This is a genomic window from Lelliottia nimipressuralis (assembly GCF_004115925.1).
In the GTDB taxonomy this organism is placed as follows: domain Bacteria; phylum Pseudomonadota; class Gammaproteobacteria; order Enterobacterales; family Enterobacteriaceae; genus Enterobacter; species Enterobacter nimipressuralis.
Genome location: NZ_SDDX01000008.1, coordinates 495,642 through 509,082, shown reverse-complemented (window position 1 = coordinate 509,082; position 13,441 = coordinate 495,642). Strand labels below are relative to the sequence as shown.

15 protein-coding genes are annotated in these 13,441 nt (G+C 56.3%); 4 read left to right on the top strand and 11 right to left on the bottom strand.

The features are described from left to right. Positions 1–174: 174 nt before the first annotated feature. Entirely contained in the window at positions 175–681 is a 507-nt protein-coding gene (gene mug, locus ETG88_RS08685; protein ID WP_129035182.1) for a G/U mismatch-specific DNA glycosylase, read from the top strand. A 76-nt stretch (positions 682–757) separates the two neighbouring features. Here mug and rpoD read toward each other — a convergent pair whose 3' ends face one another. The 3 genes from rpoD to rpsU all read right to left on the bottom strand — a co-directional run bounded on the left by rpoD (position 758) and on the right by rpsU (position 5,010). Then, a complete protein-coding gene (rpoD, locus tag ETG88_RS08680) occupies positions 758–2,605 on the bottom strand; it encodes an RNA polymerase sigma factor RpoD (RefSeq protein ID WP_100778872.1) in 1,848 nt (615 codons plus the stop codon). A gap of 206 nt (positions 2,606–2,811) precedes the next feature. After that, on the bottom strand, positions 2,812–4,557 hold the full coding sequence (gene dnaG / locus ETG88_RS08675) for a DNA primase (protein WP_129035181.1): 1,746 nt from the start codon (positions 4,555–4,557) through the stop codon (positions 2,812–2,814). Positions 4,558–4,794: 237 nt separating this feature from the next. After that, complete coding sequence (rpsU, locus tag ETG88_RS08670; RefSeq protein ID WP_001144069.1) at positions 4,795–5,010, bottom strand: 30S ribosomal protein S21; 216 nt, start codon at positions 5,008–5,010, stop codon at positions 4,795–4,797. Between the two features lie 227 nt (positions 5,011–5,237). Here rpsU and tsaD point away from each other — a divergent pair, with 227 nt between their 5' ends. Further along, the gene (gene tsaD / locus ETG88_RS08665; RefSeq protein WP_100778874.1) at positions 5,238–6,251 is read left to right on the top strand and encodes a tRNA (adenosine(37)-N6)-threonylcarbamoyltransferase complex transferase subunit TsaD; all 1,014 of its coding nucleotides are present in this window, start codon (positions 5,238–5,240) and stop codon (positions 6,249–6,251) included. A gap of 74 nt (positions 6,252–6,325) precedes the next feature. Here the strand turns inward: tsaD and ureG are convergent, their stop codons facing one another. The 8 genes from ureG to plsY all read right to left on the bottom strand — a co-directional run bounded on the left by ureG (position 6,326) and on the right by plsY (position 12,028). Further along, positions 6,326–6,943: an urease accessory protein UreG gene (gene ureG / locus ETG88_RS08660; protein ID WP_102104800.1), complete on the bottom strand. Its 618-nt coding sequence runs from the start codon at positions 6,941–6,943 to the stop codon at positions 6,326–6,328. 9 nt (positions 6,944–6,952) lie between these two features. Beyond that, positions 6,953–7,627, bottom strand: coding sequence for an urease accessory protein UreF (locus tag ETG88_RS08655; RefSeq protein WP_129035180.1), 675 nt, complete (start codon positions 7,625–7,627; stop codon positions 6,953–6,955). Positions 7,628–7,641: 14 nt separating this feature from the next. Beyond that, entirely contained in the window at positions 7,642–8,100 is a 459-nt protein-coding gene (gene ureE / locus ETG88_RS08650) for an urease accessory protein UreE (protein ID WP_129035197.1), read from the bottom strand. A gap of 9 nt (positions 8,101–8,109) precedes the next feature. Beyond that, positions 8,110–9,813 (bottom strand): urease subunit alpha, encoded by a 1,704-nt coding sequence (ureC, locus tag ETG88_RS08645; RefSeq protein ID WP_129035179.1) that lies wholly within the window; start codon positions 9,811–9,813, stop codon positions 8,110–8,112. Continuing rightward, on the bottom strand, positions 9,806–10,126 hold the full coding sequence (locus tag ETG88_RS08640) for an urease subunit beta (RefSeq protein WP_129035178.1): 321 nt from the start codon (positions 10,124–10,126) through the stop codon (positions 9,806–9,808). Before ETG88_RS08640 ends, ureC begins: the two co-directional genes overlap by 8 nt. A 10-nt stretch (positions 10,127–10,136) precedes the next feature. Further along, on the bottom strand, positions 10,137–10,439 hold the full coding sequence (locus ETG88_RS08635) for an urease subunit gamma (RefSeq protein ID WP_039031754.1): 303 nt from the start codon (positions 10,437–10,439) through the stop codon (positions 10,137–10,139). Between the two features lie 9 nt (positions 10,440–10,448). Further along, a complete protein-coding gene (locus tag ETG88_RS08630; protein WP_129035177.1) occupies positions 10,449–11,276 on the bottom strand; it encodes an urease accessory protein UreD in 828 nt (275 codons plus the stop codon). Between the two features lie 137 nt (positions 11,277–11,413). Continuing rightward, positions 11,414–12,028, bottom strand: a complete 615-nt coding sequence (gene plsY, locus ETG88_RS08625) for a glycerol-3-phosphate 1-O-acyltransferase PlsY (protein WP_100778881.1) — start codon at positions 12,026–12,028, stop codon at positions 11,414–11,416. 107 nt (positions 12,029–12,135) lie between these two features. On the opposite strand from plsY, the gene folB reads away from it, so the two are divergent. Beyond that, entirely contained in the window at positions 12,136–12,504 is a 369-nt protein-coding gene (gene folB, locus ETG88_RS08620) for a bifunctional dihydroneopterin aldolase/7,8-dihydroneopterin epimerase (RefSeq protein WP_129035176.1), read from the top strand. A 105-nt stretch (positions 12,505–12,609) separates the two neighbouring features. Beyond that, on the top strand, positions 12,610–13,431 hold the full coding sequence (bacA, locus tag ETG88_RS08615; RefSeq protein ID WP_100778883.1) for an undecaprenyl-diphosphate phosphatase: 822 nt from the start codon (positions 12,610–12,612) through the stop codon (positions 13,429–13,431). Positions 13,432–13,441 lie beyond the last annotated feature (10 nt).

The following is a 13,441-nucleotide window of genomic DNA, read 5'->3' as shown; positions in this document are numbered from 1 at the left end:
CGACCAAGCGATTATGAGTCGCCTGCTCTAACCACTGAGCTAAGGGGCCGTGGCGGTGAATTATAAAGTAACTCCCTGCTGCAATCCAGCCATTCCCTCCTGCCTGCTGTTTTTATAAACAACGCATTATCAATCCTTTATACTAACTACAAGATACATTCATCGGGGAGTGAGATGATCAACGATATTCTGGCACCGGGGCTGCGGGTGGTGTTCTGCGGGATCAACCCAGGCAAGTCTTCCGCCCATACGGGTTTTCACTTTGCCCATCCGGGCAATCGTTTCTGGAAGGTCATTCATCAGGCAGGATTCACCGATCGGCTGCTCAAGCCTGAAGAGGAGCAGCATCTGCTGGATACCCGCTGCGGCATTACCATGCTGGTGGAGCGCCCGACAGTTCAGGCTACAGAGGTGAATCTGCATGAGCTGCGCAGCGGCGGGCGGGAACTGGTGAAGAAAATAGAAGATTACCAGCCTTCGGCGCTGGCGATCCTTGGCAAGCAGGCGTATGAGCAGGCCTTTAGCCAGCGCGGGGCGCAGTGGGGCAAACAGAGGATTACCATTGGCATAACGCAGGTGTGGGTGCTGCCAAATCCGAGTGGGCTGAACAGGGCGACGCTCGACAAGCTGGTCGAAGCCTATCGCGAACTCGATGAGGCGTTGATGGTGCGAGGGCGGTAAGGGCTTGTGGTTCTGCTGTGCTGAAAAAGATGAAAAAAAAGCTCCCGGTTGGGAGCTTTTTACTTTTCATAGCCGATTAATCGTCGAGGAAGCTACGCAGAACTTCAGAACGGCTCGGGTGGCGCAGTTTGCGCAGGGCCTTCGCTTCGATCTGACGAATACGTTCGCGGGTAACGTCGAACTGTTTACCCACTTCTTCCAGCGTGTGGTCGGTATTCATATCGATACCGAAACGCATACGCAGGACTTTCGCTTCACGCGCGGTGAGGCCCGCCAGAACGTCGTGAGTGGCGGCACGCAGGCTCTCGGTAGTCGCAGAGTCCAGCGGCAGCTCGAGGGTGGTATCCTCGATGAAATCACCCAGATGCGAATCTTCATCGTCGCCGATTGGCGTTTCCATGGAGATAGGCTCTTTGGCGATTTTCAGCACCTTACGGATCTTGTCTTCTGGCATCAGCATGCGCTCAGCCAGCTCTTCTGGCGTCGGTTCACGGCCCATCTCTTGCAGCATCTGACGGGAGATACGGTTGAGTTTGTTGATCGTCTCAATCATATGCACCGGGATACGGATGGTGCGCGCCTGATCCGCGATAGAGCGGGTGATCGCCTGACGGATCCACCAGGTTGCGTAGGTGGAGAACTTGTAACCGCGACGATATTCAAACTTATCAACCGCTTTCATCAGACCGATGTTACCTTCCTGGATCAGATCCAGGAACTGCAGACCACGGTTGGTGTATTTCTTCGCGATAGAAATAACCAGACGTAAGTTAGCTTCAACCATCTCTTTCTTCGCACGACGGGCTTTCGCTTCGCCGATGGACATACGACGGTTGATATCTTTAACCTGCTCGATAGTCAGGCCGGTCTCTTCTTCGATTTGACGCAGTTTCTGCAGGCCGCGCTGAACATCATCAGCCACATCGTGCAGTTTTTCAGACCAGGGTTTGTTCATCGCGATAGCCGCGTTGAACCAGGTTTCGCTGGTTTCATTGCCGGTGAACAGAGTGATGAAGTTCTTTTTCGGCATTTTGCACTGTTCAACGCACAGCTTCATGATGATACGTTCCTGAGTACGAACGCGGTCCATCATGACGCGCATGCTGTTCACCAGGTAGTCGAACTGTTTCGGCACCAGGCGGAACTGTTTGAAAACTTCAGACAGTTTCTGAATCTCGGCCTGAGCGGCGGCATGGCTGCGGCCTTTGGCTTTGATGGTGTCGCGAGCCAGTTCGTACTGGGTGCGCAGTTCGCCAAATTTCTCGCGCGCCAGCTCAGGATCGATGCTGTTGTCGTCATCGCTGCTGTCATCGTCGCCGTCTTCTTCCTCTTCGTCTTCGTCATCATCCATCTCTTCCTGAGACAGTTCAGAACCGACGTGGGTCGCGGTTGGCGCCAGATCTTCTTCAGCATTCGGATCGACAAAACCGGTGATCAGGTCAGAAAGACGCGCTTCTTCGGCTTCGACGCGATCGTACTGCTCAAGCAGATAGGTGATCGCTTCAGGGTATTCGGCAACGGAGCACTGAACCTGGTTGATCCCATCTTCGATGCGTTTCGCGATGTCGATTTCGCCTTCGCGGGTCAACAGTTCAACGGTGCCCATTTCGCGCATGTACATGCGCACCGGGTCAGTGGTACGCCCGATTTCAGACTCAACGCTGGACAACACCTGTGCAGCGGCTTCTTCTGCATCTTCGTCGGTGTTGTTGGAGTTTTCAGCCAGCAACAGATCATCGGCATCCGGTGCTTCTTCCATCACCTGAATGCCCATGTCGTTGATCATTTGGATGATGTCTTCGATTTGATCTGAATCGACGATATCTTCCGGCAGATGGTCATTGACCTCGGCATAGGTCAGATAGCCTTGCTCCTTACCACGTTGGACAAGAAGTTTCAGCTGTGACTGCGGGTTTTGCTCCATAAGACGGTATCCACACTTAATTCGTTTAATTGGTGTCGGCGGTGTCGCTGCCAACCTTTGAAGCGAGGGCGTACTTATATTTTTGCCGCTGCCTCTCAGTGCGGCTGCCGGGGGCTTCCCGATCGATATTCGGCACTTAAGCCGTTAAATGCTGCATCCTTCACGTTGTCTCTGCTTTGATACAACGTGAACGGTTTTTGTTCAGTTTATTTCTTCGCCAGTTCCTGATTTAACATCCAGAGTTCCCGGCGCTCTTCGCTGCTTAAGCCATGTGTACGCTCACGAGCAATCAGCTCTTCCTGGCGCAGTTCAAGCATCGAATCAAACATATGATTGAGTGAGTCGGTGAACGTTTTTTCTGCAATGTCCTTATCAGCTATATCGTCCCACATCGACAGTTTTTCAAGGGTGGCGGCCTCTTTTGTGCCGCGATAGTGCTCTAACAGTTGGCCGGTAGTCAGACCTGGTTGCGACATACACGTGTTGACCAGTTCTGAAAATAAGCCAAGTCCTGGCAGCTTTTCATGGTTCAACCCCGCGAGCGGCGGCACTTGCGGCGCCAGCTCAGGGTTTTGCACCAGTAACCCTATCAGTATACGCATGGTTGTGCGTTTTAGCTGTGGCGCGGGGCGAACCGCACCGCTTTCAGACAGTTTAGGCATTAAACGCTCAAGCTGACTGTCATCCAGAATGCCGAGCTTGTTGCCGAGCTCCTGGCGCAGGTAAATGCGCAGCGTTTCGCCCGGAACCTGAGAAATCAGCGGCAGTGCCAGCGTGCTCAGCTGGGCGCGTCCGTCTGGTGTGCTCAAATCCACCTGCGGCATCAGGCTGTTAAACAGAAACGTGGAGAGTGGCTGAGCCTGCTCCATCCGCGCTTCAAACGCCGCTTTGCCCTCTTTACGCACCAGCGTATCCGGGTCTTCACCGTCGGGCAGGAACATAAAGCGCAGCTGGCGCCCGTCGGTCATATAAGGTAGTGCAGTTTCCAGCGCACGCCAGGCGGCATCGCGTCCGGCACGGTCACCGTCATAACAACAGATGACGTTATTCGTCGCCCGGAACAGGAGCTGAATGTGGTCGGCGGTGGTGGACGTTCCCAACGACGCAACCGCGTAGTTGATGTCGTACTGCGCCAGCGCGACCACGTCCATATAGCCTTCGACCACCAGTAAACGCCGGGGTTCAGCGTTATCCTGCTGGGCTTCATAAAGGCCATACAGCTGGCGACCTTTGTGGAAAATATCGGTTTCCGGGGAGTTGAGGTATTTCGGCATGCCGTCACCCAGCACGCGTCCACCAAAACCAATTACCCGGCCTCGTTTGTCGCGAATGGGGAACATCACCCGCTCGCGGAAACGGTCATAGCTTCGTCCCTGATCGTTTGTCACCAGCATGCCGGCATCGATCAGAGATTTACGATCTTCGCTATTGCCACCAAAACGCTTTAACACGTTGTCCCAGCCGGGCGGGGCGTAGCCAATAGCGAAACGCGCAATCACATCGTCGCTCAATCCGCGCTGTGTCAGATACTGACGCGCAGGTTCAGCTGCATGTTGCTTAAGAGACTGTTGGTAAAACGAATTCAGACCGTCCATCAGCTGGTAAAGCGTTTGTCGTTGATGGCGTTCTATCTGACTCGGACCGCTGCCTGCTTCGTAAGGCACTTCAAGGTTGTGCATAGCCGCCAGTTCTTCGACGGTTTCCACGAACTCGAGCTTGTCGTAGTTCATCAGGAAATCGACAGCATTCCCGTGGGCGCCACAGCCAAAGCAGTGGTAAAACTGTTTTTCACCGTTTACGGTGAAAGAGGGGGTTTTTTCGTTATGGAACGGACAGCACGCATGGTAGTTCTTGCCCTGCTTTTTGAGCTTTACCCGCGCGTCGATAAGATCGACGATGTCGGTTCTGGCCAGCAGGTCATTGATAAATACGCGTGGAATTCGTCCAGCCATAGGCCCCGTAAAATTACACCTTATCCCTCAAGTTGCTTCTGCGTTGGCTGCGCTCGTTCACCCTGTCACTTACTGATGTAAGCGCTGAGGATTCACTCCCTTGCCGCCGTGATGCGTCTTGAATGATTTTGTGTATTTGCTAACGCATAAACGAAAATAAGCCGCGCATTCCTTCCGGAAGCACGGCCTTACGACTATAACTCAGTCTGACCATTGAGGGCGTGTGCCCTCAACAGATTAGTACAGACGAGTACGGCGTGCGTTTTCGCGAGCCAGTTTCTTCGCGTGACGTTTCACAGCAGAAGCTTTAGCGCGTTTACGTTCGGTAGTCGGTTTTTCATAGAACTCACGACGACGAACTTCCGCCAGAACACCTGCTTTCTCGCATGAACGCTTGAAGCGACGCAGTGCTACGTCGAACGGCTCGTTTTCACGTACTTTAATTACCGGCATGTAACTCTCACCTTTGATAAATTCGGTTTGCCGCTGGCATCGGCGCCAGCTTATTTCAAAATGGTGCGGAATTTTACTGCAACTCATGCTGCTTTGTAAAGCACCAATGCCGTTTTTGAACGGGACTTTTGTAAGGGGTAAGAGTATACACGAACTCACCCCTCAGGGTATACATCGACCCGCATTCGCCCTACACTGCGCGGTACAGAAAAGAGGTAAATTAAGCCATGCGTGTACTGGGTATTGAAACATCCTGCGATGAAACCGGCATCGCCATTTACGACGACGAAAAAGGTCTGTTAGCCAACCAACTGTATAGTCAGGTGAAATTACACGCTGATTACGGCGGAGTGGTGCCGGAGCTGGCGTCGCGCGACCACGTGCGTAAAACGGTTCCCCTGATTCAGGCGGCGCTGAAAGAGTCCGGTTTGACCCCAAAAGATATCGATGCGGTTGCCTATACTGCAGGCCCGGGTCTGGTCGGTGCGCTGCTGGTTGGCGCCACCGTAGGGCGTTCGCTGGCGTTTGCGTGGGATGTTCCGGCGATTGCGGTTCACCACATGGAAGGGCACCTTCTGGCACCGATGCTGGAAGAGAATCCGCCTGAGTTTCCGTTTGTGGCGCTGCTGGTTTCCGGCGGTCATACCCAGTTGATCAGCGTGACCGGTATAGGCGAGTACGAACTGCTGGGCGAGTCCATTGATGATGCCGCCGGTGAAGCTTTCGATAAAACCGCCAAACTGCTGGGCCTGGATTATCCGGGTGGCCCAATGTTGTCGAAACTGGCGTCTCAGGGCGTTGAAAAACGTTTTGTTTTCCCGCGTCCGATGACCGACCGCCCGGGGCTGGATTTCAGCTTCTCAGGCCTGAAAACGTTTGCGGCGAATACTATTCGCAACAATGAAAATGACGATCAGACTCGCGCTGACATCGCTCGCGCCTTCGAGGATGCGGTGGTGGATACCCTGATGATCAAGTGCAAACGCGCGCTGGATCAGACCGGCTTTAAGCGCCTGGTGATGGCGGGGGGCGTGAGCGCTAACCGCACGCTGCGCGCGAAGCTGGCGGAGATGATGCAAAAACGTCGCGGCGAAGTGTTTTACGCGCGTCCGGAATTTTGCACCGATAACGGCGCGATGATCGCTTACGCGGGCATGGTGCGTGCGAAAGCAGGCGCGACGGCGGATTTGAGCGTTTCTGTGCGCCCACGCTGGCCGCTGGCTGAGCTGCCTGCGGCGTAAGTGTCTGTCTTGCCCGGTGGCGCAACGCTCACCGGGCCTGAAAATGTGCGGCCTGCATCGGTTGAGGATCCCGCTTATACCTTCAGCATCCCTTTCACTTCCAAAAAATCTATAATCTTCGCTAATCCGTCGCCTGCTTTCAGGTTGGTAAAGGTCCACGGACGTTCACCGCGCATCCGGTTTGTGTCGCGCTCCATCACCTCAAGAGACGCCCCGACGTACGGCGCCAGATCCGTTTTATTGATCACCAGGAAATCTGATTTGGTGATCCCCGGCCCCCCTTTGCGCGGGATCTTTTCCCCTTCGGCAACGTCAATCACATAGATCGTCAAATCCGCCAGCTCCGGGCTAAAGGTGGCGCTCAGGTTATCGCCGCCGCTTTCAACAAAAATCAGATCCAGATTGCCAAACTTCTCGCTCAAGGCCTCGACGGCGGCGAGATTCATGGAGGCATCTTCGCGAATCGCGGTATGCGGGCAGCCGCCAGTCTCCACGCCGACAATACGATCTGGTTCCAGCGCCCCGGCTTCCGTCAGGATGCGCTGATCCTCTTTGGTGTAGATATCGTTAGTCACAACGGCGAGCTGGTAGGTGTCGCGCATCGCTTTGCACAGGGATTCCAGCAGAGCGGTTTTACCCGACCCGACCGGGCCACCCACGCCCACGCGCAGGGGATGTTTGTATTCAGCCATAAATAATCCTCAGGATCGGAATAACCGTGAATATTGTGTTTCATGACGCGCAGAGGCGATGGCCGAGAGCGGTGTCGCCGCCCCCAGTTCGTTATCGCTGCGCTCCCACGCCTGACCGAGCTTTGCAGCAAAATGGTCGCTCAATTCGATAATCAACTGCTGCGCGGCCTGCTGTCCGAACGGCACCAGTTTTACGCCCGCCATAACGGCGCTCTCCATCCAGCTGTAGCCAAGGCTCAACGCTAACGCCTGGACGTCAATGTCCCAGCGCACACCGAGCCACGCCATGCCGCACAGCTGGCTGCTGGAAAACAGCGGTAACCACTCGGGCGGGCACTCCGGCTCCCAGCTCTTAATCAGCCGGGTAAAGGCCGCGCCGCGATTGCGCTCTTCCTCACGCAGCTCACGCGTTTCGCGACAGGCGAGCAGATACGCCGTCCAGCGTTTTGCGGCGGCAATGTCGTTCCCCTCACAGGCGCGGTACAGACGGATAAACAGGGGCAAATCGACGCACAAAAAGCTCCGCTCCATCTGCTGAATTTGCCACTGCCTGAACTCAGCGGCGGTGGAAATCCAGCCCGCTTCCACCGCCCACTCCAGCCCCTGGGACCAGGTGAAAGAGCCGACCGGCAGACTGCTGCTGGAGAGCTGCATCAGGCGTAACTGCTGGCGGTTGTGCTCCATTCCTTCAGGGCACCTTAATGGGAATGCGCATGCGCATGACCGTGGGTTTCGCTGGCATAGGCCCCGGCTTCTGGTTCAAACGGCAGATGAGCAAAGGTCACGTCGAGATCGAACTGACGCAGCATGTCATCGAGGACGTGATCGTGGTGGTAGCGCAGCTCGCCGGGCATGATTTGCAGCGGAACGTGGCGGTTGCCGAGGTGATAACAGGCGCGCGCGAGCAGATAGGGATCGGCGCAGCGCACTACCGACACCGACTCCGGCGCGGCAATCACTTCGATCACTTCCAGACCGTCATCGGTGGTGAGCAGATCGCCGCCTCGCAGCAGCAGCCCGCGCGGCAGCATCAGCCCCGCTTCGCGCCCGTCGTTCAGCTCCACGCGGGCGCGGCTTTTCACCCGCACATCAATCGGCAGCGTGACGCTTGCGGTGACCGAGTGCGGGTGATCAAGGCGTTGGGTTAAGTAGATCATCATCTCTCCTCAGAACAGGAAATAGCGTTGCGCCATCGGCAGGACGTCTGCCGGTTCGCTGGTTATCAGTTCACCGTCCACACGCACCTCGTAGGTTTGCGCATCCACGGTGATGTTCGGCTGCAGGCTGTTGTGGATCATGTCGGCCTTTTTCACTGTCCGGCAGCCCTTCACCACGGCGATGGCGCTTTGTAAGTTAAGTTGCTGCGGGATACCGCCGGTCGCTGCGGCCTGGGAGACAAACGTCAGCCGCGTGGCGTGGCGTGCGGCGCCCAGCGAGCCAAACATCGGGCGATAGTGCACCGGTTGCGGCGTGGGAATTGATGCGTTGATATCCCCCATCGGCGCACAGGCGATCATTCCGCCTTTAACGATGGTGGCGGGTTTAACGCCAAAAAACGCGGGTGACCAGACCACCAGATCCGCCAGTTTTCCCGCTTCAATCGAACCGACCTCGTGGGCGATCCCATGGGTCAGTGCCGGGTTAATGGTGTACTTGGCGACATAGCGTTTGACGCGGAAGTTGTCGTTCTCCCCGGACTCTTCCGCCAGCGGCCCGCGCTGCACTTTCATGCGGTGCGCCACCTGCCAGGTCCGGATAATCACTTCGCCCACGCGGCCCATTGCCTGGGAGTCTGAAGAGGTCAGCGAGAAAGCGCCGATATCGTGCAACACATCTTCGGCGGCTATGGTTTCCCGGCGGATACGTGATTCGGCAAAAGCCACGTCCTCGGCGATATCCGGGTCGAGGTGATGGCAAACCATCAGCATATCGAGGTGCTCATCGATGGTGTTGACCGTGTACGGCAGGGTCGGATTGGTGGAGGAGGGCAAAATATTCGGATGCGCGCAGGCGGTAATAATATCCGGCGCATGGCCGCCGCCCGCCCCTTCGGTATGGAAGGTGTGAATGGTTCGCCCGCCAATCGCCGCCAGCGTATCTTCGACAAAGCCCCCTTCGTTCAGCGTGTCGCTGTGCAGCGCCACCTGAATGTCCATCTCTTCGGCAACCTCCAGCGAGCAGTTGATCGCCGCAGGCGTCGAGCCCCAGTCTTCGTGGATTTTCAGCCCGATAGCGCCCGCTGCAACCTGTTCGCGCAGGGCGTTAGGATTAGATGCGTTGCCTTTGCCCAGCAGGCCGATATTCACCGGCAGGGTATCGACGGCCTGCAACATCCGCGCGATATACCACGGCCCCGGCGTACAAGTGGTGGCGTTGGTGCCTGCCGCCGGACCGGTTCCGCCGCCTATCATGGTGGTGACGCCGGAGACCAGCGCCTCTTCCGCCTGCTGCGGACAGATCCAGTGAATGTGGGTGTCGATCCCGCCGGCGGTGACGATTTTACCTTCGGCGGCGATCACTTCTGTCGCCGCGCCAATCGGGATCGTCACGCCGGGCTGGATATCCGGGTTCCCGGCTTTGCCGATGGCGAAGATCCGGCCATCTTTGACGCCGATATCCGCCTTCACGATCCCCCAGTGATCGACGATCAGCGCGTTGGTCAGCACCAGATCCACGCACGCCTGCGCCGTCATCTGCCCCTGGCCCATGCCGTCGCGGATCACTTTCCCGCCGCCAAATTTCACCTCTTCGCCGTAGATCGTGAGATCGTTTTCCACCTCGATCCACAGCTCGGTGTCGGCCAGCCGCACTTTATCGCCCGTGGTAGGGCCAAACATATCGGCATACGCCTGACGCGAAATCTCAGCCATTGTGGTTCTCCAGTTCGCCCATCACTTCCCCGCGAAAACCGAAAATGCGCTGTGCCCCGGCGACCTGTACCAGCGTCACTTCGCGCTTTTGCCCCGGTTCGAAGCGCACCGCAGTGCCTGCCGGAATGTTAAGGCGATAGCCTTTTGTGGATTCGCGATCGAATTTCAGCGCCGGATTCACTTCGTAAAAGTGGTAATGCGATCCCACCTGAATCGGTCGATCGCCGTGATTTTCGACGATCGTGCGCTGGGTTTTGCGCCCCACGTTAAGGGCGATCTGGCCGGGTTTAATCTGATATTCGCCTGGGATCATCGGTTTCCCCTCACAGGATCGGGTTGTGAACGGTGACGAGCTTAGAGCCGTCCGGGAAGGTGGCTTCCACCTGAATATCCGGGATCATCTCCGGCACGCCCTCCATCACCTGCGCGCGCGTCAGCACATGGCGACCCGCTTCCATTAGCTCCGCCACGGTTTGCCCGTCGCGCGCCCCTTCCATAATGAAGGCGCTGATCAGCGCGACCGATTCCGGGTAATTAAGTTTGACGCCACGTGCGAGGCGGCGCTCCGCGACCAGCGCGGCGGTAAACAGCAACAGCTTGTCTTTTTCTCTGGGAGTCAGTTCCATAGGATTCTCTTAGGTCTGCCAGATTCGGGGGGCGTGAGGCGCTTTAGCGGTAACCTGCGGTCGCAGGTATTGCCAGATGTCGCGCATCGCCTGCTGGCAAATCAGGTTGTCGTGAGAGAGAAAACGCACCGACAGCAGGCCATCGGTGAGCGTTGCTCCGGCAAAATTCCCAAGGGCTGCCAGCCGTTCGCGCACGCCGTCCAGCAGAGCTTCGTTTGCCGGATAACAGAGCAGGGTGCCTGTCCATGGATGAGCCGCTACCGGCGTGAGATCGCCGTCGCGCAGGTGCTGACGTTCCACGAGCAACGGTTCATCGTCGAGCCACACCTCCAGCCGACTTTCCAGGGTGCCGTGGCTGAAGGTTTCACCGATCACCGGACGGCCCAGGCACAGCAGCTCCCATGCCAGCAGGGTACTGGAGTGATGCAGATGGAACACCGAACGAAGCCGGGCGTCAGCGCCGGGGAAAAAAATCGTGTCTTGCGGCAGCCACTCAAGCGTCGCCTGCTCCTCAACATAAAAATGCTGATTGAGATGCGCCTGCGCGCCGCTGCTACGGTAAAACTTGCTGGCACCCGGCATGGTGATCAGCGCATGGCTGTTCGCTGCCAGCTGGACTGAAATATCGAGCGAATCGCCGCCGACAATGCCACCGGGCGGGTGCAATAGATAGAGATGGCAGGTTTCGTCTTCGGGATAAAACGGACGCTGAACGGTAAGTGGGCCGATGTGTCGCGCCGAGTGCAGGACGGTTTTTTGCGGGGTGTGGCGAAACTGCAACGCAAGCGACGCCAGCCAGCCTTTATACGCGTTATCAGTCACCTGGGTTGCTAACATGCTGCATCCATCCGCTCGCCATTTTCTGCTTCAGTATGCCCTGGCAGAAATGAACCCTGTCATATGAGTCGCTTATGGATAGATGAAAAAAAACCGGCTCATTTCTGAGCCGGTTTCTGGAATTCTCGTGGTTCAAACTACTGCGGATCTTTTTTCTTTCTCTTAAATCGGGTCCAGATTTTTGTTTCCTGGCGGCGCCACAGACGCTGAATGTTGTCGTGATGACGCAGGAGAATCAGGCAGGAGAGCATGGAGACCGGGAAGGTGAACTGGGGTTTAAACCACCAGACATAAAACGGGGCGATCAGCGCACTGACAATTGCGCCCAGCGACGAATAGCCGCTCAACAATACGCTTAGCAGCCAGGTGCCAGCCATCACGCCGGTCAAATCCCAGCCGATGGGGGCGATTGCGCCAAACGCAGTGGCGACACCTTTGCCGCCTTTAAAACCAAAGAATATTGGCCAGATGTGGCCCAGACAGGCAGCGATGGCGATAAGCCCCAGCCAGAACGGCGTGACGCCCAGCGCATAGGCGCCCCAGACGGGTAACATCCCTTTCAGAACATCAAAGATCAATACCGCTACGGCTGCTCCCTTGCCGCCAATTCGTAATACATTGGTCGCCCCTGGATTCCCGGAACCGCTGACGCGAGGGTCAGGCAATCCGGCGATGCGGCAGACCAGAATGGCGCTGGAGATTGAGCCGCAAAGGTAAGCGAGGAAGATCATTCCAGGCGCGATTGCACTCATAACGCTGTTCCGTTTTGAAAATGTATCTGTATTCTCTGCATCTGTGGATAATACGCATAATTCGCCGGAAGTGGTATCCGGTTTAGCCAAAAAGCAGGCAGGTCGTGATGGATATTGTATTTATAGAGCAACTTTCGGTAATCACCACAATTGGTGTTTACGACTGGGAACAGACCATCGAGCAGAAGCTGGTGTTCGATATCGAAATGGGCTGGGATAATCGCCTGGCCGCAAAAAGTGATGATGTTAAAGACTGCCTGAGCTATGCGGATATCAGCGAAACGGTGGTGAAGCATGTCGAAGGGCAACGTTTTGCGCTGGTGGAGCGCGTAGCGGAAGAGGTGGCCGAACTGCTGTTAAGCCGTTTTAATTCGCCGTGGGTGCGCATTAAACTCAGCAAACCGGGTGCCGTGGCGCGCGCGGCGAACGTCGGCGTGATCATTGAGCGTGGCAATAATCTTAAAGCAAAGATTTAACGTCATAATCGCTAAACCATTTTCGGTTATACCGGTCTTAAAGCTGTCTCTTTCACGGCGTCCATTGAGGTTCGCCGTTTTTTACATTTTTAGAAGGGTTAATAGATGAGCGATGTACACTCGCTGCTGGTGGCGGCAATACTGGGTGTGGTCGAAGGATTGACGGAATTTTTGCCCGTTTCCAGTACCGGACACATGATCATTGTCGGTCATTTGCTCGGCTTTGAAGGCGAAACGGCAAAGACGTTTGAAGTGGTCATTCAGCTGGGTTCCATTCTGGCCGTGGTGGTGATGTTCTGGCGTCGCCTGTTCGGTCTTATCGGCATTCACTTTGGCCGCCCGCCGCAGCACGAAGGCGAGGGGAAAGGGCGTCTGACGCTGATTCACATCCTGCTTGGGATGGTTCCGGCGGTGGTGCTGGGGCTGGTTTTCCACGACACGATCAAATCGCTGTTTAACCCAATTAACGTGATGTATGCGCTGGTGGTCGGCGGTGTGCTGCTGATAGCGGCGGAACTGCTGAAACCCAAAGAGCCGAAAGCGCCGGGTCTGGACGATATGACCTATCGCCAGGCGTTTATCATCGGCTGCTTCCAGTGTCTGGCGCTCTGGCCGGGCTTTTCCCGTTCAGGGGCGACCATTTCCGGCGGGATGCTGATGGGCGTGAGCCGCTATGCGGCGTCCGAGTTCTCGTTCCTGCTGGCAGTGCCAATGATGATGGGTGCCACCGCGCTGGATCTCTATAAGAGCTTCCACTTCCTGACGGTGGGTGACATTCCGATGTTCGCCGTGGGCTTTGTGACCGCGTTCCTGGTCGCGCTGGTGGCGATCAAAACCTTCCTGCAGATCATCAAACGTATCTCGTTCATCCCGTTTGCGATCTACCGCTTTATCGTCGCAGCGGCCGTTTACGTGGTCTTCTTCTAAGCCACTCACT

What these genes read in the sequence shown, in the direction of transcription:
- mug (WP_129035182.1), top strand. Translation starts at nt 175, where the DNA reads ATGATCAACGATATTCTGGCACCGGGGCTGCGGGTGGTGTTCTGCGGG.
- rpoD (WP_100778872.1), bottom strand. Translation starts at nt 2,605, where the DNA reads ATGGAGCAAAACCCGCAGTCACAGCTGAAACTTCTTGTCCAACGTGGT.
- dnaG (WP_129035181.1), bottom strand. Translation starts at nt 4,557, where the DNA reads ATGGCTGGACGAATTCCACGCGTATTTATCAATGACCTGCTGGCCAGA.
- rpsU (WP_001144069.1), bottom strand. Translation starts at nt 5,010, where the DNA reads ATGCCGGTAATTAAAGTACGTGAAAACGAGCCGTTCGACGTAGCACTG.
- tsaD (WP_100778874.1), top strand. Translation starts at nt 5,238, where the DNA reads ATGCGTGTACTGGGTATTGAAACATCCTGCGATGAAACCGGCATCGCC.
- ureG (WP_102104800.1), bottom strand. Translation starts at nt 6,943, where the DNA reads ATGGCTGAATACAAACATCCCCTGCGCGTGGGCGTGGGTGGCCCGGTC.
- ETG88_RS08655 (WP_129035180.1), bottom strand. Translation starts at nt 7,627, where the DNA reads ATGGAGCACAACCGCCAGCAGTTACGCCTGATGCAGCTCTCCAGCAGC.
- ureE (WP_129035197.1), bottom strand. Translation starts at nt 8,100, where the DNA reads ATGATCTACTTAACCCAACGCCTTGATCACCCGCACTCGGTCACCGCA.
- ureC (WP_129035179.1), bottom strand. Translation starts at nt 9,813, where the DNA reads ATGGCTGAGATTTCGCGTCAGGCGTATGCCGATATGTTTGGCCCTACC.
- ETG88_RS08640 (WP_129035178.1), bottom strand. Translation starts at nt 10,126, where the DNA reads ATGATCCCAGGCGAATATCAGATTAAACCCGGCCAGATCGCCCTTAAC.
- ETG88_RS08635 (WP_039031754.1), bottom strand. Translation starts at nt 10,439, where the DNA reads ATGGAACTGACTCCCAGAGAAAAAGACAAGCTGTTGCTGTTTACCGCC.
- ETG88_RS08630 (WP_129035177.1), bottom strand. Translation starts at nt 11,276, where the DNA reads ATGTTAGCAACCCAGGTGACTGATAACGCGTATAAAGGCTGGCTGGCG.
- plsY (WP_100778881.1), bottom strand. Translation starts at nt 12,028, where the DNA reads ATGAGTGCAATCGCGCCTGGAATGATCTTCCTCGCTTACCTTTGCGGC.
- folB (WP_129035176.1), top strand. Translation starts at nt 12,136, where the DNA reads ATGGATATTGTATTTATAGAGCAACTTTCGGTAATCACCACAATTGGT.
- bacA (WP_100778883.1), top strand. Translation starts at nt 12,610, where the DNA reads ATGAGCGATGTACACTCGCTGCTGGTGGCGGCAATACTGGGTGTGGTC.